The sequence below is a fragment of the Nocardia sp. CY15 genome (assembly GCF_009829295.1).
GTDB lineage: Bacteria > Actinomycetota > Actinomycetes > Mycobacteriales > Mycobacteriaceae > Nocardia > Nocardia sputi.
In genome coordinates, this window is record NZ_VUOT01000002.1 from 1 (window position 1) to 18,195 (window position 18,195).

General features: G+C 66.3%; 20 protein-coding genes, 1 tRNA gene and 1 pseudogene. 14 read left to right on the forward strand and 8 right to left on the reverse strand.

Annotated elements, in window-relative coordinates; genetic code table 11:
* Positions 1–126: 126 nt before the first annotated feature.
* Positions 127–420 (forward strand): annotated as a pseudogene (locus GVY39_RS05820) (integrase core domain-containing protein); the annotation flags it as partial.
* A gap of 95 nt (positions 421–515) precedes the next feature.
* Here GVY39_RS05820 and GVY39_RS05825 read toward each other — a convergent pair.
* Positions 516–1,310: a hypothetical protein gene (locus tag GVY39_RS05825; protein WP_159922126.1), complete on the reverse strand. Its 795-nt coding sequence runs from the start codon at positions 1,308–1,310 to the stop codon at positions 516–518.
* A gap of 998 nt (positions 1,311–2,308) precedes the next feature.
* Positions 2,309–2,791 (reverse strand): GAF domain-containing protein, encoded by a 483-nt coding sequence (locus GVY39_RS05830; RefSeq protein WP_159922124.1) that lies wholly within the window; start codon positions 2,789–2,791, stop codon positions 2,309–2,311.
* 98 nt (positions 2,792–2,889) lie between these two features.
* On the opposite strand from GVY39_RS05830, the gene GVY39_RS05835 reads away from it, so the two are divergent.
* The 9 genes from GVY39_RS05835 (at position 2,890) to GVY39_RS05875 (ending at position 10,887) form a co-directional block, all read left to right on the forward strand.
* The gene (locus GVY39_RS05835; RefSeq protein WP_159922122.1) at positions 2,890–4,275 is read left to right on the forward strand and encodes a styrene monooxygenase/indole monooxygenase family protein; all 1,386 of its coding nucleotides are present in this window, start codon (positions 2,890–2,892) and stop codon (positions 4,273–4,275) included.
* A gap of 126 nt (positions 4,276–4,401) precedes the next feature.
* Entirely contained in the window at positions 4,402–5,517 is a 1,116-nt protein-coding gene (sfnG, locus tag GVY39_RS05840; protein ID WP_159922120.1) for a dimethylsulfone monooxygenase SfnG, read from the forward strand.
* Entirely contained in the window at positions 5,517–6,734 is a 1,218-nt protein-coding gene (locus GVY39_RS05845; RefSeq protein ID WP_159922118.1) for an SfnB family sulfur acquisition oxidoreductase, read from the forward strand. Before sfnG ends, GVY39_RS05845 begins: the two co-directional genes overlap by 1 nt.
* A gap of 11 nt (positions 6,735–6,745) precedes the next feature.
* Complete coding sequence (locus tag GVY39_RS05850; protein ID WP_159922116.1) at positions 6,746–7,261, forward strand: NADPH-dependent FMN reductase; 516 nt, start codon at positions 6,746–6,748, stop codon at positions 7,259–7,261.
* A complete protein-coding gene (locus tag GVY39_RS05855; RefSeq protein ID WP_159922114.1) occupies positions 7,254–7,769 on the forward strand; it encodes a flavin reductase family protein in 516 nt (171 codons plus the stop codon). Before GVY39_RS05850 ends, GVY39_RS05855 begins: the two co-directional genes overlap by 8 nt.
* Positions 7,770–7,849: 80 nt before the next feature.
* Entirely contained in the window at positions 7,850–8,467 is a 618-nt protein-coding gene (locus tag GVY39_RS05860) for a uracil-DNA glycosylase family protein (protein WP_159922112.1), read from the forward strand.
* Between the two features lie 226 nt (positions 8,468–8,693).
* Complete coding sequence (locus GVY39_RS05865) at positions 8,694–9,803, forward strand: class I SAM-dependent methyltransferase (protein ID WP_159922110.1); 1,110 nt, start codon at positions 8,694–8,696, stop codon at positions 9,801–9,803.
* Between the two features lie 182 nt (positions 9,804–9,985).
* Positions 9,986–10,456 (forward strand): prevent-host-death protein, encoded by a 471-nt coding sequence (locus GVY39_RS05870; protein WP_159922108.1) that lies wholly within the window; start codon positions 9,986–9,988, stop codon positions 10,454–10,456.
* Positions 10,453–10,887 (forward strand): cytotoxic translational repressor of toxin-antitoxin stability system, encoded by a 435-nt coding sequence (locus GVY39_RS05875; RefSeq protein WP_236565339.1) that lies wholly within the window; start codon positions 10,453–10,455, stop codon positions 10,885–10,887. The genes GVY39_RS05870 and GVY39_RS05875 overlap by 4 nt, the downstream gene beginning before the upstream one ends.
* Before the next feature lie 263 nt (positions 10,888–11,150).
* Here GVY39_RS05875 and GVY39_RS05880 read toward each other — a convergent pair.
* The 3 genes from GVY39_RS05880 to GVY39_RS05890 form a co-directional block, all read right to left on the reverse strand.
* A tRNA-Gly gene (locus GVY39_RS05880) sits at positions 11,151–11,224 on the reverse strand.
* A 102-nt stretch (positions 11,225–11,326) separates the two neighbouring features.
* Positions 11,327–11,533 carry a DUF397 domain-containing protein gene (locus GVY39_RS05885; RefSeq protein WP_159922104.1) on the reverse strand — a complete coding sequence of 69 codons (207 nt, stop codon included), beginning with the start codon at positions 11,531–11,533 and terminating at the stop codon, positions 11,327–11,329.
* Complete coding sequence (locus GVY39_RS05890) at positions 11,530–12,414, reverse strand: helix-turn-helix transcriptional regulator (protein ID WP_159922102.1); 885 nt, start codon at positions 12,412–12,414, stop codon at positions 11,530–11,532. The genes GVY39_RS05885 and GVY39_RS05890 overlap by 4 nt, the downstream gene beginning before the upstream one ends.
* 761 nt (positions 12,415–13,175) lie before the next feature.
* Here GVY39_RS05890 and GVY39_RS05895 point away from each other — a divergent pair.
* Both GVY39_RS05895 and GVY39_RS05900 read left to right on the forward strand, forming a co-directional pair.
* A complete protein-coding gene (locus GVY39_RS05895) occupies positions 13,176–13,427 on the forward strand; it encodes a hypothetical protein (protein ID WP_159922100.1) in 252 nt (83 codons plus the stop codon).
* A gap of 1 nt (position 13,428) precedes the next feature.
* Complete coding sequence (locus GVY39_RS05900) at positions 13,429–13,707, forward strand: hypothetical protein (RefSeq protein ID WP_159922098.1); 279 nt, start codon at positions 13,429–13,431, stop codon at positions 13,705–13,707.
* Positions 13,708–13,727: 20 nt separating this feature from the next.
* Here the strand turns inward: GVY39_RS05900 and GVY39_RS05905 are convergent, their stop codons facing one another.
* Both GVY39_RS05905 and GVY39_RS05910 read right to left on the reverse strand, forming a co-directional pair.
* Positions 13,728–14,414, reverse strand: a complete 687-nt coding sequence (locus GVY39_RS05905) for a phosphatase PAP2 family protein (protein ID WP_159922096.1) — start codon at positions 14,412–14,414, stop codon at positions 13,728–13,730.
* A 180-nt stretch (positions 14,415–14,594) separates the two neighbouring features.
* The gene (locus tag GVY39_RS05910) at positions 14,595–15,368 is read right to left on the reverse strand and encodes an SDR family NAD(P)-dependent oxidoreductase (protein WP_159922094.1); all 774 of its coding nucleotides are present in this window, start codon (positions 15,366–15,368) and stop codon (positions 14,595–14,597) included.
* A gap of 112 nt (positions 15,369–15,480) precedes the next feature.
* On the opposite strand from GVY39_RS05910, the gene dcd reads away from it, so the two are divergent.
* Positions 15,481–16,080 carry a dCTP deaminase gene (dcd, locus tag GVY39_RS05915; protein WP_159922092.1) on the forward strand — a complete coding sequence of 200 codons (600 nt, stop codon included), beginning with the start codon at positions 15,481–15,483 and terminating at the stop codon, positions 16,078–16,080.
* An 83-nt stretch (positions 16,081–16,163) separates the two neighbouring features.
* On the opposite strand, the gene GVY39_RS05920 is transcribed toward dcd, so the two are convergent.
* Positions 16,164–16,613, reverse strand: a complete 450-nt coding sequence (locus tag GVY39_RS05920; RefSeq protein ID WP_159922090.1) for a hypothetical protein — start codon at positions 16,611–16,613, stop codon at positions 16,164–16,166.
* Between the two features lie 560 nt (positions 16,614–17,173).
* Between GVY39_RS05920 and GVY39_RS05925 the strand changes: the two genes are divergently transcribed.
* A complete protein-coding gene (locus GVY39_RS05925; RefSeq protein ID WP_236565338.1) occupies positions 17,174–18,184 on the forward strand; it encodes an XRE family transcriptional regulator in 1,011 nt (336 codons plus the stop codon).
* The last annotated feature ends 11 nt before the right edge of the window (positions 18,185–18,195 follow it).

Here is an 18,195-nt window from a genome sequence, read left to right on the forward strand (position 1 = left end):
GTCCCTGCCGAAATCCGGGTCACGCGACGCACGACCGGCCGAGCGGGTGCTTCGACCTCACGACGCACCGAGCCACACAACGCAGCAGCGAGAAGACTCTACTGAGTTGACATCCGTTAGGAACTCAACGGCGCCTGCTACCGGGCGGCCGATTTCTCCAAGGTGCTGCTCGGCGCTCGCCACCAGCGCATCAACCCCTACACGCCGCGGCACAACGGCAAGGTCGAGCGCTACCACCGCATCCTGGCCGAGGAATTCCTCTACGCCCGTGAATGGACCAGCGAAACCCAACGCACCGACGCACTCGGAATCTGGAACATCCACTACAACTACCATCGACCCCACACTGCCGCCGGAAACCGGCCCCCAGCCAGCCGCCTCCACACCGGCGTCACCAACGTCACGGCCTCATACACCTAGGCGTGTATTTGCGGTCGCACTGACCAGGGAGAACGAGCATATGTTGTTTTTCGGCGATTACTACCGCGACCCTTTGTAGCTGGGGGTTGCTGTGCTCATGTTGTACGTGCTGCCAGCAACCGGTCGAGATCCGCACGGAGGGTCTGTTCCAGACTCGAATAAGCGTTCCTGGAGCCCTCGGACACGGCGGAGTTGGTTCCTTCTTGCGCCCATTGCAAGTCTTCGGCGGTCCGTCGGATCGCCGAAGCTCGTTCGAGCGGGGTGCCTTCACGGGCGATGGTCTCATTGGTCACCACCCGCCAATCGACGCCCGAGCCTTGCAGGGCGGCGCGCAACTGCGGGCCGGGTGCTTCGGGTAGCACCACAAGATCGAAATCCGGCGTCGTGACGTCGCCGAGGATCTGCGCTTCGACATGCTGCCTCGATCTGAACGGCTGACCGTCGTAGTCGCGGCCGACGCCGCTCAGCACGGGATCGGCAGACCGCGCTCGGGCGTGATAGGACCATTCGAGGGGATCGGTGAGCGGGGACGGAATTGCGTATGGCTTGTGTACGCCCGAGTCACCGACAACGAAGGCGGTGCGTTCACGAACGTCAGGCGTCAGGTAGAGCTGGTAACGGCCGTACTCCCTGGTCAAGAAATCCGGTCCTAAGCCATCCAGGAGAGGTCCGGCAGGACGCACGCCCCCGACGGCGACAGAACCGTAGACGGGGGAGCGTCCGGCTACGAATTCCCGGCCGAACCACTGGCTTTCGTCGTGTTCGCGCCATCTGTCGTTCCAGACCGGCTTGTAATGGCCCTCACCGAGTATGGAGATCAAGTCCCGCTCGGTCGGCACTCGGATCACCACCGGTTGGCCTTCGAGGGCGGTTCGCAACTCGTTTCTCATCTGCGTCCGCACATCGTCGAGACTTCGACCGAGCGAGGACGCCAACTGCTCCATATTCCGATGAATGTGAGCGTACTGCTCGAGTCGTGACCAGGGCTCGTCCCGTAAGTCCTCCAGCTCGAACTCTGTGGGGCCGCGGTCTCCGAACCGCTCGCGTAGTTTGCGGTCCAAGTCCTGCCTGGCCGTCGCGAGAGTTCGCTCGTCAGGAGGGGCCGGGCAGACACGACGGACGACCGTCGGGGTCTCGGGTTTCCCCGGCCCCCCTTCGGACCCGGCCGTATCTCCCATCGACCGAGCGACCCGATCGCCGCCTTGTGCGTCCTTTGCCTCGAGTTCGTCGAGCCCCGAGCGAAGTTCCCCGGTCATGTCATCGGAGAAGGATTTGTGTCCCTGGGTGAACCTTCCGAAACTTCGACCGATCCGCTGGGCGCCCTCGCGAAGCAGGTGTCTGGCCCACATGAATCGAACCTTTGCGGTGACCTTCCGTTGCATGCCCTCGAAGCATGCTATCCGACCGCTAAACCCTGTACGACCCCACCTCGAGAGCCGGTAAAGGGTCCTGGTAGTACTCGCGCGGAAAACAACGACAAGGGTCCGACCAGCAGCGATGGCGCGTTACCAGAAGCCGAACCAAACCCTCATCGGCAGCCGAGCCCAAGCACCAACCCAACCCACCCGACCCCGAACACGAAAACGTTCTCTACCAGCCCGCCAAGCCATATCCGCCCGATTTTCGGCCGATACTACGGCGACCCCCGCACACATCCCGCGCCCAGACGAGGATCCCCTCGCACGACGACGTCGAGGCGGTCTGGTCGTGGAAGATCGGGGTGCCGTTGTCCGGGGCAGTGCGCTACGGCACGCAGTACGACTACCGGTGCCCGCGGTGCCGCCGCGAGGTGGTCCCGCCGATGCGGCCGACGTGCTTCCGTAACGTAGTCGGGCGGCGCCGGAAACCCTGCTCGGCGCCGCCCGGCGGGTCTTTGCCCGCGAGGCGATCAGATCGCGGCGAGGAATATTTCGGCTACCGCTTCCAATCCCGCACGATCGACTTCGTCGAAACGCCCGGGGCGCGGACTGTCGAGGTCGAGCACCCCGACGAGTACTCCGTCCCGCACCAAGGGCACCACTATTTCCGAACGCGTGTCGGCATCACAGGCGATATGGCCGTCGAACGCGTGCACATCCGGCACCAACTGAGTCTGTCCGGTCTGCGCCGCAGTGCCGCACACGCCTTTTCCGAGCGCGATGCGTACGCACGCGGGCTTGCCCTGAAACGGGCCGACGACCAGTTCGCGTCCGTCGTAGAAATAGAAACCCACCCAATTCACATCGGGCAGCGCATGGAACACCAGCGCGGAGAGGTTGGCGGCGTTGGCGATACGATCCGTTTCGCCCTCGACCAGCGCTTCGGCCTGCGCGGCGAGCCGACGGTACTGCTCGGTGCGGTCTCCGGTCAATTCGGCGACGACGAACGACATGGCCCGAATGGTACGCGCTCGGAAAGCGCTGTCTGCCCATTGATTCTCGGTGATCGCAACACTCTCGCAACGCCGTGCGGGCACAGCATCATCCCTGCATGACATCGCAGCAATCCGTATCCCGTTCCACTCGTTCGGCCGCGGTTATCGGCGCCGGACAGACCGGCGTCACTGCGGCGCTAGGACTTCTCGACGCCGGTTTCGACGTCACCCTCTACAGCGAGCGTGATCAGCGAGCCTTGCGTGACGGCGTGCCCGCCACCGGCACCGCGCTGGAATTCGGCGAGACCCAGCAAGCCGAGGCCGCCCTCGGATTGGACAGCTACACCGCGCGGGCGCCCCGCCACACCGGCCTGAGCGTGCGCATCGCGGGACCCGAACGGGCCGAATTGATCCAGTTCGACGGCCATTTCGACGGATACGTCGGCGTCGCGGTCGACACCCGGCTCAAGTCCGACGAGCGGCTCACCGCGTTTCTCGAGCGCGGCGGCCGGTTCCTGGTCGAGCAGGTGACGCCGGAGACGCTCGACGGCATCGCCGCGGCCAACGACCTCACCTTGGTCGCGACCGGGCGCGGCGGTCTGTCGGACCTGTTCCCGGTCGACGCGCAGCGCACCCCTTACGACGCCCCGCAGCGCTCGCTGCTCACCGTCACGGTGACCGGCATCGGTCACGACGAGAGCGTTTTCGCCCATCGCAGCGTCGCAGGCGGCGCGCACAGCGGCTTCTCCATCCTCGCCGAGCAGGGCGAAGGGTGGTGGGGTCCGTACCTGCACAAGGACGTCGGCCCCAGCTGGGCGTTCCTGGGTTGGGCACGTCCCGGCAGCGACTGGGAGAAGCGTTTCGCCGCCGCGGACTCCGCCGAATCGGCGCACCGCATCGTGCAGGACCTCTACCGCGACTACATCGACTGGGATCTGCCGGAAGTGCTGGCCACCCGGACCATTCCGGAGGACCCGCACTCGTGGCTGAAGGGCGCGGTGCGTCCGGTCGTGCGGTCCGGTGTGGGGCGCACGGCCGGCGGACACGCGGTCGCCGCGCTCGGTGACACCGCCATCGCCTACGACCCGATCGCCGGGCAGGGCGCGCAGAGCGGACTGATCCAGGCGCAGCGGCTGGTCGCGGCCGCCGCCGTGCACGAGGGACCGTTCGACGAGGCGTGGATCGCAGGTCAGTACACGGCGTTCCTGGCCGCCCGCGCCGACGCGGCCAACAAAGTGACCAGGCTGTTCCTCAGCGATCCCGAGCTGGCCGACATCGGCAACGCGTTCTTCGCCGCGGCGGCCGTCGACCCGGCGTTCGCCTCGGCGCTGGTCGGCTTGCTGCATCGCCCGCAGCCGTTCCTGCCCGTCGACTCGCCGGAAGCGGCCAACGAGTTCATCACGCGGGTCACCGGTGTGGACGCCGCCGAGCTGCTGGGCAGGTTCGCACCCGCGGGCACGTTCTCCAGGTCGAGCTACGCGCCCGCGCTCGCCGACGCCTGATCTGATCGCACGGATTCGAACTCTCGTCCCGATCGGGGGCCGGTGCTGGAGTGGAAGGAGCGCCGGACGCATTCGTGGCGTCCGGCCTCCGATCCGACGGCTACCCCCGAAAACCATGGAGCAGCTATGACAACGGAGCAGATCGCCGAACAGATCCGGTTCGCCTACTGGGTGCCCAACGTCAGCGGGGGACTGGTCACCAGCGATATCGAACAGCGCACCAGCTGGGATTTCGACTACAACAAGAAGCTCGCGCAGACCGCGGAGAACAACGGCTTCGACTACGCGCTGTCCCAGGTGCGCTACACCGCCTCCTACGGCGCGGAGTTCCAGCACGAGTCGACCTCGTTCAGCCTCGCGCTGCTCGGTGCCACCGAACGATTGAAGGTCATCGCGGCCGTGCATCCCGGGCTGTGGCACCCGGCCGTGCTCGCCAAGTTCGGCGCGACCGCCGACCACCTGTCGGGCGGCCGGTTCGCCATCAACGTCGTCTCCGGCTGGTTCGCCGGTGAGTTCACCGCGCTCGGCGAGCCCTGGCTCGAGCACGACGAGCGCTACCGGCGCAGCGCGGAATTCCTCGAAGTGATCCGCAAGATCTGGACCGAGGACAACGTGGACTACGGCGGTGACTTCTATCGTATCCGGGACTTCGCCCTGAAGCCCAAGCCGCTGAACACGCCTGAGCGCCCGAATCCCGAACTGTTCCAAGGCGGTAACTCCACGGCCGCCCGGCGCAACGGCGGACGCTACGCCGACTGGTACTTCTCCAACGGCAAGGATTTCGACGGCGTCACCGAACAGCTCGACGACCTGCGCGGCGTCGCCCGCGCCCACGACCGCGAGGTGAAGTTCGGCCTCAACGGCTTCATCATCGCCCGCGATACCGAGGCCGAGGCCCGCGACACCCTCCGCGAGATCATCGAGAAGGCCAACAAGCCCGCGGTGGAGGGCTTCCGGGACGCGGTGCAGCAGGCGGGCGCGTCCACCAAGGACCGCAAGGGCATGTGGGCCGACTCCACGTTCGACGACCTGGTGCAGTACAACGACGGTTTCCGCACTCAGCTGATCGGGACGCCGGAGCAGGTGGCCGAGCGGATCGTCGCCTACAAGCAGCTCGGCGTCGACTTGATCCTCGGCGGCTTCCTGCACTTCCAGGAGGAGATCGAATACTTCGGCGCGAAGGTGCTCCCGCTGGTGCGCGAGCTGGAAGCCGCGCAGCGACCTGTCGCGGCGGTGAGCTGATGACCGCGGTCGCCGCCGATCGCATTCTCTCGGCGGCACAGGCGTTCGCCGTCGCGCAGCGGCTCGCGGCCGACTTCGCTACGGGGGCCGCGCAGCGCGACCGCGACCGCGCGCTGCCGTACGCGGAGGTCGATCGGCTGGCGGCCAGCGGCTTGCTCGCGATCACGGTGCCCGCCGCACACGGCGGCGCGGATCTTCCGCCGAGCGCGGTCGCGGAAGTGACGCGGATTCTCGCCACGTCCGATCCCAACATCGCGCAGATTCCGCACAGTCACTTCGTGTATCTGAATCTGCTCCGGCTCGCGGGAACGGACCAGCAACAGAAGCGGTATTTCGGACGTGTGCTCGACGGTGGGCGCATCGCCAACGCGCAGTCCGAGCGCGGTGGCGCGACGGTAGCCGAGATATCGACCACGTTGCGACCCGTCGGCGATCGCTTCCGCGTGGACGGCGTGAAGTACTACTGCACCGGATCGCTGTTCGCCGACCTGTTCGCGGTGCTGACCCGGCTGGACGATCCACAGGGACACAGCGGCCTGGATCCGGGCGAGTACATCGCCTACCTGCCCGCGAACATGTCCGGCGTGCGCGTCGTGGACGACTGGAACGGGATCGGGCAGCGCACAACCGGCAGCGGAACGGTGTCCTTCGACGACGTGGTGGTCGACCGCGATCAAGTGATCCCCCGTGCCGGTGCGGTGCGCGCGCCCACCGGTTACGGCGCGTTCGCCCAGCTGCTGCACGCCGCCATCGACACCGGCATCGCCCGGGGCGCGCTCACGGCGGCGACGGAGTTCGTGCGCACGAAGAGTCGTCCATGGTTCGAGGCGGGGGTCGCGAACGCGGTCGACGACCCGCTGTTGGTCCAGCGCTTCGGTGAGTTGTCCGTCGCGGTCACCGCCGCGGAGGCGACCCTCGCTTCGGCCGGATGGACGGTGGACGCGGCCACCAGGACCGATCCGAGCGCCGATCGCGTCGCCGAGGCGTCGCTGGCGGTCGCGACCGCCAAAGTGCTCGCCGACCGCGCCGCCAACGACGTGTCCGCCGCGTTGTTCGAGGTCGGCGGAACGCGCAGCGCCGCGGCGGATCTGAACCTGCATCACTTCTGGCGCAACGCGCGCACGCACACCCTGCACGACCCGGTGCGCTGGAAATACCAGCACATCGGCCGTGCCGTGCTGCACGACGCACCACCGCCACTGCACGGCGTGATCTGAGAGGAGACGCAATGACAGTCACTGTCGTCGTCGGCAACCCGAAACCGGCTTCGCGCACGCTCACCGCGGCCACGCTGGTCGCGAAGGGGTTGCGGCCGGAGGCGGAGCCCACCGTGATCGACTTGGTGGAGTTCGGTCCGGGCCTGCTCAGCTGGGGTGACCCGGCCGTGGCCGAGGCGGTGCGCACCGTGGCGGACTCGGAACTCGTCGTCTTCGCCAGCCCGACCTTCAAGGCGACCTACACCGGTCTGCTGAAGTTGTTCCTCGAACAATTCGAAGGCGGAACGGGACTCGAAGGCGTGCTCGCGGTGCCGTTGATGCTCGGCGCCGGACCGGCCCACGCTCTGGCGCCCGACCTGCTGCTGAAGCCCGTGCTCGTGGAGATCGGGGCCACCGCGGCGCTGCCCGGGCTCTACCTGTCCGATCGCACATTCGCCGAGGACGGCGTCATCGACCGGTACAGTGGTCGGTGGCGTTCGGTCGCCCAGGCACTGGCCCACAGCTCGAAGGCTGCGAATCATGCATGACCTGTTCGAATTCCCCGCAGACGGAGCCGGTCTGCGTCGCGCGTTCGCCAACTTCCCCAGCGGCGTCGTCGCGGTCTGCGCCGAAATCGACGGTGTGCCACACGGTCTCGCGGTGAGCACGTTCGTTCCCGTCTCGCTCGACCCGCCGCTGGTCTCGTTCTGCGTGCAGAACTCCTCGGCCACCTGGCCCAAGCTCGCCGCCGCGAGTCATCTCGGCCTGAGCCTGCTGGGCACCGATCAGCAGGCCGCCGCCCGCTCGCTCGGCACCCGTGACGGCGACCGCTTCCGCGATATCCGGTTGCACCGCGGCTCGGGCGACGCCGTGTTCATCGACGGCGCTTCCGCCTGGATCGAGGGCGTCCAGGAGGCGCACGTCCCGGCGGGCGACCACGCCGTCGTCATCCTTCGTATCCACCGCATCGCCACCCGCACCGACGTCGACCCCCTCGTCTTCCACGGCAGCCGTTTCCGCCGGCTGCACGCCGAAACGGCGAACGGGGCGGCCTGACGGACGGAATCGTCCGATACCGGATGGCCGGCGCGTAGGGTGACTCTCGTAGCGCTGTCAGCGGTCCTCCGAGGTGGCCCATGGAAGTCCCCGATCATCCGAGAGCATTGCGTGAGCGGCGAATTCGTCGCGACCGGGCTGCCGCCGCGATCGAGCTGCCACACGTTCGGGCGCTCAACCAGTTGGTCGATCGCATAGAAGCGGATACCGGTCTGGATAATCTGCCATACATCGATCCACTGTTCGGCGGCGTCGCGGCAGAGTTGTTGTTCGTGCTGAAAGCGCCCGAGGGCGACGCGAGTCCCGAGTTGCACGACAGGCGTTTCCTCAGCTGGGACAACGACGACGCGGGAGCGGCGAACTTCTTCCGCACCTGCGCCGCGTACGGTCTCGACCGGAGACGCTGTACCGCCTGGAACGCCTGCCCGTTTCCGATCAAGGGTGACACTCCCTCGCGCTTCGAACTCGGCCGGGCCGAGCCGTACACGCGCCGAATGCTCGAGTTGCTTCCCGAATTGCGCGTGGTCGTCCTGCTCGGCCGTCCCGCTCAGCACGCCTGGATGAAGATGGCGTTGACCGGTCCGGACATTCAGCTGGTACACGGCGCGTCACCGTCCCCGCCCGGCATCAACCACTCGCGCAACCGCGACAGCTTCGAAGCGGCGATCCGCACGGCCGTACGATTGCTCGCCGACTGACGAGGCGGATTCCTCCGGCTCTCGACGCTGTGGGAGACTCGGATGTCTCCTTCGGAAAGGTCCTGGTCGTGACGCTCGGCATGGTTCTCGGCGATTACCCGCGCACTTCGGCGCGGGTGTAGATCAATCTCGAGTGATTCCTGTGCGCTAGCCGCACGGTTTTTTTCGCGACGCCGCGTCGAAGTGCTCGTCGTGCCCTTGCACGTTCGATTACGAGGAGTACTCGGTGTCCACCATTTCCTGGACCGAAGACAACACATCCCGCACCGCTCGCTGGCATTCCGAAAGTGCCGCCTCGTCACCCGAGTCGATCGTGGTGGCGGACGATCGGACGACCGCCGACGCCGCCTGCCGGATGGCCGGAGCGGGAACCGGCCTGCTGTGGCGCGGTGATTTCCACAATGCGCGGCAACTGTTGCGCGCGATGGGGCGGCGGGTGGAGCGGAAGCTTCCGACCAGCGACGATCCCGCCGAATCGTTCCGGCGGTATCGTGCGTCGCGTCGTCGCCGCGCGCAAATTCTCGGCAAGTTGCTCGTGCTGCTGGAAGAAGACTATTCGCTGGCTTTACGCCGCGCCCCGGACGTGAGGCGCGCCTGTATCGAGGCGTACGGCGCGCCGCAAGGGCACATGGTGGTCGCGCTCAGCGAACTGCTCGGCGTGATCGGTGCGGCGCAGTGGCGGGAGAAGGGCGTGTACGTGCCCGCCCTCGGCGACCACATCCATCCGCATTACAGCGTGTTCTCCCCGGTTCGCGGTGAGTACATCGATCTTGTCGCGGGCGCTCCACTGCCCGCACGGGCGGACATCGCATACGACCTCGGCACCGGCACCGGCGTTCTCGCCGCCGTCCTGGCCCGCCGCGGCTGCACGCGAATCACCGCAACCGACAACAACGTTCGGGCACTGACCTGCGCCCGTGACAATCTCGACCGAATCGGCCTGTCATCCGTCGCCGTGCGAGGCCCGGCGCTCTTCCCGGACGGCAAGGCCGACCTCGTGGTGTGCAACCCACCCTGGCTCCCCGGCGTGCCGACCTCGGCTCTGGAAACCGGCGTCTACGACGAGAACTCGTCCATGCTGCACGCTTTCCTCACCGGCCTCCGTGCCCACCTACGCCCCGGCAGGGAGGGCTGGTTGATCCTCTCCGACCTCCCCGAACACCTCGGTCTACGCACCCGAGACGAACTACTCGACCGCGTCACCGCCGCCGACCTCCGCGTGATCGCCCGACTGGACACGCGCCCCACCCACCGCCGAGCCCACGACCCGGCCTCACCGCTGCACACCGCTCGAGCTGCGGAGGTGACGTCCCTCTACCGCCTGGCGCCTCGTTGAGTGGGTGCAAAAAAAGGGTCCTGGTTCGGCCCGACGTCTGCAACCGGGCGTAGTGCCGGTCGACCGTTTCTTGCACGCGGGCGTGGCGCGCGCGACTTCGCGGCCAGGGGACTAGTTGGTTGTGTCGCGTGTCACATTTGGCGTGTCGCCTGTGACGTGTACATGATGTACACGATGTACATATGGCCGTGCCGGAAGAGATAGAGGGACCGATGGCGACCATGGAACGAATCACGTCAGTCACACGGTATGACTCCATGCACAACGCTCGAGAACATTTCAGTCAGATGCTGACCACTGCCGAAAATGGAAACGTCGCTGTCGTCTCACGCAAAGGCAAGGACTCCGCGCTAGTGGAAGTAGGCCGACTGCGGTTCCTCTTGGCCCACATCATTCGTCCTCACGAACCGCAAGTCGTGCGCGAAAGCGGCAATTGGGTCGCCTACCTTCCAGGCCTTCCGCTGGCAGTGGAAGAACCCGAACTGGACGCCGCACTCGATGCGCTCATCGAAGCCATGCGCGAATATGCCAGCGACTGGCAGGATCACCTCCACGCTGCGATCAATCATCGCGGCAACGTCGACTTCGTGCAGTTCGTGGAACTATCCACCGATGAACAACTCAGAGAATGGTTGATAGCGGCCGAGCAGTGACCCGGTATCCTCCGGGCACAAAGAAGGCCCACGAGACATTCTGCTCCAACGATGAATGGACGGTCGTCCGCAACGCCAGAGGCGGCGCAGTCGATCACCACATCACGTTGGAGCTGCCACTCCCGGACGGGCGCGTCCTGCGCACCCGCATCTCGCGGCCTGCGGACAACACCGACTATGGGGCCAGAATGTGGAATCTGATCCTCAAAGAACAGCTCGAGGTCAGCGAGGAACAGTTCTGGGCCTGCGTGAACGACCGGAAGCGGCCAGGACGCGCATCGGCCACGGTCGCGATCCCGGACAAGGAGCCCATCCCACTCGGTGTTGTCGAGAAACTAACGCGTTTGGTGCATCTCGTGCCAGAGGAGATCGAGAACATGACCAAGGCTGAGGCGGTGGCCCGGCTCAACCAGTTCTGGGCCGAGCAGTAGCCAGCAACTTCGGCCATGAGCAGCTAGACCCCCAGCTCGGGTACACAGACTCGAAAACCGCCGCTGACGACCCGACCTCAGAATCGGATCGCAGCGGCTTTTTCGTGCCCGAAGCAGGGCGTCGAACCGGCTCCGTTGATCCCCGGCAAGCCCTCCAAAGAGCATCAGCCCCGCACCCGGCCCCAACGCTCGGACAGGAGAGTTCGCTGCGCTGACCATCCCATCTCAAAACAAAACCCGCCCTGGCCAGAGCGGGTTTGTGGTGGAGCCGATGACGGGAATCGAACCCGCGCTGTCTGCTTGGGAAGCAGAAGTTCTACCATTGAACTACATCGGCAGAGGCAGATGTGCCAATCGAGACTGTAGCAGAAGCTACGCGCGGGGTGGGAAAAGTCCAGCTAGATACCGGTGACCAGGGTCGATAGGCCCGTCTGGGCGGTCAATGCCGGTCCAATTCTCCCGCCGCGACGCCAGCAGTGAAGGCGTCCCACTCGCTGGGGGTGAACACCAGTGCCGGGCCAGCGGGGGTTTTGGAGTCGCGGACGCCGACCTCACCCCCTCCGAAGAATGCGACCTCGACGCAATCGCCATGGCCTCCGCTGTGGCTGCTTTTGAACCACTGTGCCCCCGATAGATCGGCGCTCACCTTGCAAACTCCTTCGCCATCTGTCGCAGCAGACTCCTGCTCGCTGCCGCATCCAATGCGGAGCGGCGGATGATCGTAGACGCGGTCTGGTACGTCGCGACGTCCGTCTCATCCTCAAGGTACATGTTGCTTGTGAAGGACTCGACGTACACCACAGAGGGGTCGAGCTCGAACGAAAGTATCGAGAACGCGCCTGTTGCGGTTCCCGTGGGATATCCAGCACTGAACGGCAGCACGCGGATGTCGATGTTGTCTCGCGTACTCATGTCGGCGAGGTGCCGCAGCTGCGGCACCATGATCCGCGCGTTTCCGACGACCCTCCTCAAGATCGCTTCGTCCAGAACCATCGTCGCTTCTAGAGGCTTGGTCTTCCGGGTCAGACTTGCCTGTCGCTTGAGCTTCAGCTCGATCCGGCGCGCTTGTTGTTCCTCGGATTCATGTGGAAAGAACAAGTGGTTCAGCGCCCGTGCGTAGTCGGCGGTCTGGAACAATCCGGGTACGAGCTCGGAACGGAAGATGTCGATGGCGCGAGCTTCGTACTCGAGCCCCACGTAGACGTCGAAGCGTTCTTGCATGACTTCCCCGTACTGCTGCTGCCACCACTTCTTGGGTTGCGCAGTCGCCTCTTCGAGCATGCCGATCAGCGCCGCGACTTCCTCTTCGTCCTCGATACCGAGGACGGCACACAGGTCTCGCACGTCTCGGTCGTTCAATGTGCCGAGATAGCCACGCTCGATCCGAGATTGAGTCGGAACACTCCATCGCATCACTTTGGCCACATCCGGCTGCTTGAGGTTCGCTGCGTGCCGGGCGTCGCGGATGTGATTGCCGAACCGTCGCCTCGGCAGAGACGGGGGTGGGGGCGTACGTTCTCCACTCATCGTTCCTCCTTCTTTCAGATTGAAAGATACTAACTGCTTGATTGAGAGCTTTACTGGCGTTTTATGGGCAGATCATGAAAATTTCAAACTGACATGCCACAGGTATAAGCGCGGTGGTCTGCTAGTTCTGCGCCGGTGGGGAGGCTGTTCTGCTCCCCACTCCTCGCCTCGGTTCCACGTTCCATCTCGGCCAACGAGGCTCGGCGCACTCCACCCGTCTTCGAAGTGAGCAGAGGTCTACTGATGGACGAAGGAGCGTTCGGGGACACCCTGCTGTCCCGTTGTCAGTACTACCGGCGGACTTGCGGTCTACCCGTCGTCATCGATCCACCCGAACTAGGGCGGATCATTCTTCGCGCGGGCAGCGTGTGGGGAGTCGCGATGCCGACGCGGCTCGGTCAAGCGGTCAAGGCTCACCTGCCTAGCTGCGGGAGCGCCGTCGGCCCGATCATCGGGCACCCACGGTCCGGGCGATGGACTTTCCTGATTCGCCCCGACATCGACCTGGGGGACGTGAAGTTGTTCGCCGAGATGTTCCGTCTGGATGTCAACGTGGCGCGGACGGGGGCGTGCATCGCGCTTCCATCACCCACCGCGTCGGTTGGGGCGATCCGCCATTGGATAGTGCCTCCTCGGAACACATTTCGTCCTTCGGGGCAAGTAGTCATCGCTGCCGTGCGCGCATGGGCCGATCAGGCGCACGGGAGACGCAGAGCGCGTGGCTGCGTGCCGGATAGTCACTCGATGAGGAGCGAAGACTGATGGCCGTGAGCATCGCGGCCATCGTCGCCGTCGTTTGGACAATGGCGTGCTACTTCGGTGGCGCGAGGCTGCTGGTCCGCCCGCTCGCCCGAGAAGACTCGGATTCCGGCTGCGCACGGTGTCGGGCTCCGTGGTCGGCCATGGCGGACGTCGCCGAGCGTCCGCAGGTAGCGGACGGCGCATTCGCTCGGCCGGTCTCGAACGGCGAGCGCTTCCGTGGTCCGCACCGGCCGACGGCGATGGCGGGCTGATATGGACCACTCCGGATGGTCGCGGATTCGCGCGATCGATGCCACCCATGGGTGGGTGCTGAGCGGTCCGGCCACCGAGCATTGGTTGACCAAGCCGTTTCCCGGTGGCCGCGCCGTCATCCGGGTCATCGCGGCCGATGGCACATTGCGCGTCACCCTCGGCGACGACTCTGGACGGCTGGTGTGCGCGTGCACCGAGACGACCGGCGACATCGGCCGCGCTAAAGCGATCGCACAGGCCGCGATCGTTCGTCGGCGGACCGAGGCGTCGCAGGCATGACTGCTCTGTGGGCAGATTCGCTATGCCCTTCGGTGGTCGGACGAGATCCCGGCATTGTCCGAGGGGATGTCGTCGAGGTCGTGGCGAGCCGGCTCGGCGGAGTCGTCGGCGCGGATCAGGTACCGGTAGGCGGTAAGGCAGAGGATGAGCCACAGCGCGCCGATGCACCAGCCGCCGACGATGTCGGTGGTCCAGTGGACGCCGAGGTAGATCCGGGTCATTCCCACCGCGAGAACGAAAAGCGCGGCGGCGGCCGCGACGCCGACGCGCAGGGCGTGGCCGCGCAGGCGGGGGAGCGTGACCACCAGGACGATGCCGACCACGACGAACGAGCCCATGCTGTGCCCGGAGGGATAGGCCTGGTTGGAGACGCTGATCAGGTGGTCCTCGACGGGCGGGCGGTCGCGGTCGGTCAGGCGCTTGCCGCCGCGGACCAGTAACCCGCCGCCGAGGCCGGTGACCGCGACCAGCGCCGCCGACGACCAGCGTCGCTGCCAGGACAGCACAAGGCAGGTGGCGGTGGCCAGCGCTGTCATCGCGAGCGTGCCGCCCAGCACGCTGACCACCACGGCCACCGGAGTCAGCGCGTCGCTGCGCTGTGCGACGGCCCAGTCGGCGATGCCGCGATCAATCCCGCCGGGGCCGCCGTCCCCGACCACACCTGCCGTGAGAGCCGCGGCGCACACCACCAGCAACGCGGTGAGCACCCAGATAGCGTTCCGAATGCGAGGGGAGGTCACAACTCCACGTTCCCATGCCCGACGCCGCAAGTTAACCCGGCGCGCTTCCCACCTGGGATGACAACCCAGGGCGGCTTCGTCATCCCGTAGCGAGCACCGCCGTCGACCGGCACCTCGCGCGAACCGGACGCCGAAGCGCTGGATGCGTCAGAACAGGCTGTAGCCGCCGTCGATCAGGAGGGTGTCGCCGGTGTGGTAGGCGCTGGCGGGGCTGGCGAGGTAGACGGCGACGGACTCGAAATCGCTGGGCTGACCCCAGCGGCGCACCGGAATCCTGGGCTCGACGCGTTCGCGGAAACGGTCCCAGGCGAAGGCGCCCTCGGTCATCGGCGTCTCGACCCACCCGGGCAGCACCGAGTTCGCGCGGATGCCGTGCTTGGCCAGTTCCACCGCGATCGAGTTGACCATGGCGATCAAACCCGCCTTGCTCGCGGCATAGGACTGGCCGCGCGGAACGCCCTGGCGGGCGGCGAGGCTCGCGGTGGCGACCAGGCTGCCGCCCTCGCCTTGGGCGAGCAGAACCTTCGCCGCTTCGCGCAGGGTGACGAACGCGGCGTCGAGGTTGATGGAGGTGACCCGGCGGAATTCCGCGAGATCGGTCTCCACGAAGGGGATGAAGCCCTGCATGACCCCGGCGTTCACGAAGCACGAGTCGATCCGGCCGAGTTCGGCGGCCGCGCGACCGAAGGTGTCGATCACCTGCTGTTCCTCGCCGACATCACAGCGCAGGGCCAGCACTCGCCCGCCGAAGGCACTCAATTCCGCGGCGGCGGCCTCGTTGCGTTCGGTGTTGCGGCCGACGACACAGATGTCGGCTCCGGCTCGCGCGAGCCCGCGGGCGAACCCGAGCCCGATGCCGGAATTGCCGCCGGTGACGACGGCGACGTGGCCGGTCAGGTCGAACAGCGGGCCCTCGCTCATGGTCCATCCCTTCGATCGCGGGCGACGCGCCCCGAGTGGATGCGAGGATACCGCTCTCTCCATATCACTGTGCGGCTGAGGAGTCCCGGCGAACAGGCGCTACGCTCGTCGCGTGCTGCTTTCCGATCGTGACATCCGTGCGGAGATCGCCGCTGGGCGTCTCGGCGTCGAGCCGCTGCTGGAGAACCTGATCCAGCCGTCGAGCATCGACGTGCGCCTGGACCGGATGTTCCGGGTGTTCAACAACACCCGGTACACCCACATCGATCCCGCGCAGCGGCAGGACGAACTCACCACTCTGGTCGAGCCGACCGAGGGTGAGCCGTTCGTGCTGCATCCGGGCGAGTTCGTGCTCGGCTCCACCCTCGAGGTGTGCACGCTGCCGGACGACCTGGCCGGACGGTTGGAGGGCAAGTCCAGCCTGGGCAGGCTCGGCCTGCTGACCCACTCCACCGCGGGCTTCATCGATCCCGGGTTCAGCGGGCACATCACGCTGGAGCTGTCCAACGTGGCCAACCTGCCGATCACGCTGTGGCCCGGCATGAAGATCGGTCAGTTGTGCCTGATCAGGCTGACCAGTCCGGCCGAGCATCCCTACGGCAGTGCCGTGGCGGGCTCGAAGTATCAGGGCCAGCGCGGACCGACGCCGTCGCGGTCCTATCTCAACTTCCCGATCGCGGCCGCGGCGATCGAGGCCGCCGAATCACGCTGACCGACCCACGCCGAGTCCGCCTCGTCGACTGTGAGGAGAAGCGGACCCGGCGGGTGGCAGCGGGGAGCTGATCGCGGAGGTGATCAGTCCCCGCCGCCCGCTCCCACCGCGAGCGCCGTAGTGAGGATGACGGACAGCGGCGGAAGCGTGTCACCGCGGTTCGGCGGGCTGACCCAGAAGCACCCTTCCCGAGTCCAGCGACCGAGACCGGTCGGCAACATCACGGCACTGCCGATGGCCGGCAGGCCGATATCCAGCCGATTGAGCACCTCGAGCACCTGTGGTCCCGGTCGGCTGTCGGGCTCGGCGAGGAAGCTCCATCGGATCTGCCTGGCCAACATGGGACCCCTCGTTCCCTGTTGTTCCAGTGCGACGCGGACCTTCTCGGCCCGCGCGGTCGGCAGGTGGACTACGCAGACGCGTCCGGTGATCGGAAGCATGGCGAAACCGCCACGCTCGGTGACCGGCAACCCGAACTCGTGCCGATAGAACGCCACCCAATCGTCCACGGTCCTGAGTTTCTCGACATTCACGGCGAACTCCTTGCCTTCCGCCTCAATAGTCCCGGCCCGCAGCTGGATTCGGTATTGCCTGCCTACCCGCCTTACGCTGCCCTTCCACTGCCTTTGATAGAAGGCGCAATTCACTTGTGGCAGTGATCACAAACCGCTCGTACTCTGGAGGGGGCTCGTTCGGAAGGGATGGCATCGTGATCAGGCATTGGTCAGGCAAAGAGGCCCGCGCCCTTCGCGATGCCAAGCGGATGAGCATCAGGGAATTCGCTGCCCATTTAGGGGTGCACGAACGCTTGGTGTCGAAGTGGGAAGCCGGGGGCGCCCGGGTCCATCCACGACCGATCAACCAAGCCGCTCTGGATACCTCACTGGCCAGGTCCGACGATGTGGTGCGGGCGCGGTTCGCGGCATTGATCGATCAGCCCTCGAGCGATCGAGCCGTCCCGCCGGGATTCGACGCGCCTGCCGACGCCTCGGCGCGCATTCATTATTCGAGCGACGCTGACATTTTGGCTCTCATAGACGCCGGTGCGATGAGAGGTGTTGCGTTAGCAGCGATTTCGGAGAGGGATCTGATCATGGCGGCTGCCCACGAGGCCAGCGAGCACGCCGGTAAGGCCGAGAGCACCAATGTCGGTGCGAGCACGTTGGAACAGCTCGACGCGGATGTCGTACGCATCGCGAACGATTACGTGCATATTCCGCCGGTGCCGATGATGGTGGAGATGGTGCGGGTGCGACGCCGGGTGTATCGGTTGCTGGAAGGCCATCAGCGGCCCGCCGATACGGGGCATCTGTATCTCCTGGCGGGCACGCTCTCGGGACTGCTCGCCAACGCGAGCACCGATCTCGGCTACTACGACGCTGCGGGCGAGCAGGTGCGGGCTGCCTGGGCTTACGCGGAACTATGCGGGCACAACGGGCTTCGTGCCTGGACCCGCGGCATGCACGCGCTGATCGAGTACTGGTCGCAGCGCCCCCGCCGGGCGGTGGAGCTGGCCCAGAGCGGACGGGAGTTCGCCGAGTCCGCGACCGCGCAGGTGCGACTGCTCAACATCGAGGCCAGGATCTGGTCGGCGCTGGGCAGCGCCGCGGACACCGACCGCTGCGTCCGCGCGGCCGACGACGCCCGTGAGATCGCCGCGACCGACACCCTGCACGACGAGGTGGGCGGGGTCTTCGGGTTCAACGACGCCAAGGCCAACTACTACGCTGGCGCCACCTACATCCACCTCGGCCAGGCGGAGCCCGCGCTCACCGCCACGCAGCGGGCCATCGAGCTGTACTCGAAAGGACCGTCCGAACAGCGCTCCTACGGTGCGGAATCCCTGGCCAGGGTCGACTGCGCGGCCGCCCATCTGATCAACGGCAGCCTGGACGGCGCGGCCGAGGCGTTGCAGCCGGTGCTCGGACTCGAGGAGGACAAGCGCATCGCGCAACTGGAGGAGCGGCTGACCGGTGTGCGCAGGCGGATCGCGAGTCGAACCTTCCGTGACGCGATCGAGGCGCGGCGGTTGGACGAGCGCATCGAGGAGTTCTGCGGCTCCACCGCGGCCAAAGGCATCCCACCGGGCGGGCCCGCCCATTGAGTGACGCGTCA

Coding starts and splice junctions, on each gene's coding strand:
- GVY39_RS05825 (WP_159922126.1), bottom strand. CDS start 1,310: ATGAGAAACGAGTTGCGAACCGCCCTCGAAGGCCAACCGGTGGTGATC.
- GVY39_RS05830 (WP_159922124.1), bottom strand. CDS start 2,791: ATGTCGTTCGTCGTCGCCGAATTGACCGGAGACCGCACCGAGCAGTAC.
- GVY39_RS05835 (WP_159922122.1), top strand. CDS start 2,890: ATGACATCGCAGCAATCCGTATCCCGTTCCACTCGTTCGGCCGCGGTT.
- sfnG (WP_159922120.1), top strand. CDS start 4,402: ATGACAACGGAGCAGATCGCCGAACAGATCCGGTTCGCCTACTGGGTG.
- GVY39_RS05845 (WP_159922118.1), top strand. CDS start 5,517: ATGACCGCGGTCGCCGCCGATCGCATTCTCTCGGCGGCACAGGCGTTC.
- GVY39_RS05850 (WP_159922116.1), top strand. CDS start 6,746: ATGACAGTCACTGTCGTCGTCGGCAACCCGAAACCGGCTTCGCGCACG.
- GVY39_RS05855 (WP_159922114.1), top strand. CDS start 7,254: ATGCATGACCTGTTCGAATTCCCCGCAGACGGAGCCGGTCTGCGTCGC.
- GVY39_RS05860 (WP_159922112.1), top strand. CDS start 7,850: ATGGAAGTCCCCGATCATCCGAGAGCATTGCGTGAGCGGCGAATTCGT.
- GVY39_RS05870 (WP_159922108.1), top strand. CDS start 9,986: ATGGCCGTGCCGGAAGAGATAGAGGGACCGATGGCGACCATGGAACGA.
- GVY39_RS05890 (WP_159922102.1), bottom strand. CDS start 12,414: ATGAGTGGAGAACGTACGCCCCCACCCCCGTCTCTGCCGAGGCGACGG.
- GVY39_RS05895 (WP_159922100.1), top strand. CDS start 13,176: ATGGCCGTGAGCATCGCGGCCATCGTCGCCGTCGTTTGGACAATGGCG.
- GVY39_RS05900 (WP_159922098.1), top strand. CDS start 13,429: ATGGACCACTCCGGATGGTCGCGGATTCGCGCGATCGATGCCACCCAT.
- GVY39_RS05910 (WP_159922094.1), bottom strand. CDS start 15,368: ATGAGCGAGGGCCCGCTGTTCGACCTGACCGGCCACGTCGCCGTCGTC.
- GVY39_RS05925 (WP_236565338.1), top strand. CDS start 17,174: ATGGCGGCTGCCCACGAGGCCAGCGAGCACGCCGGTAAGGCCGAGAGC.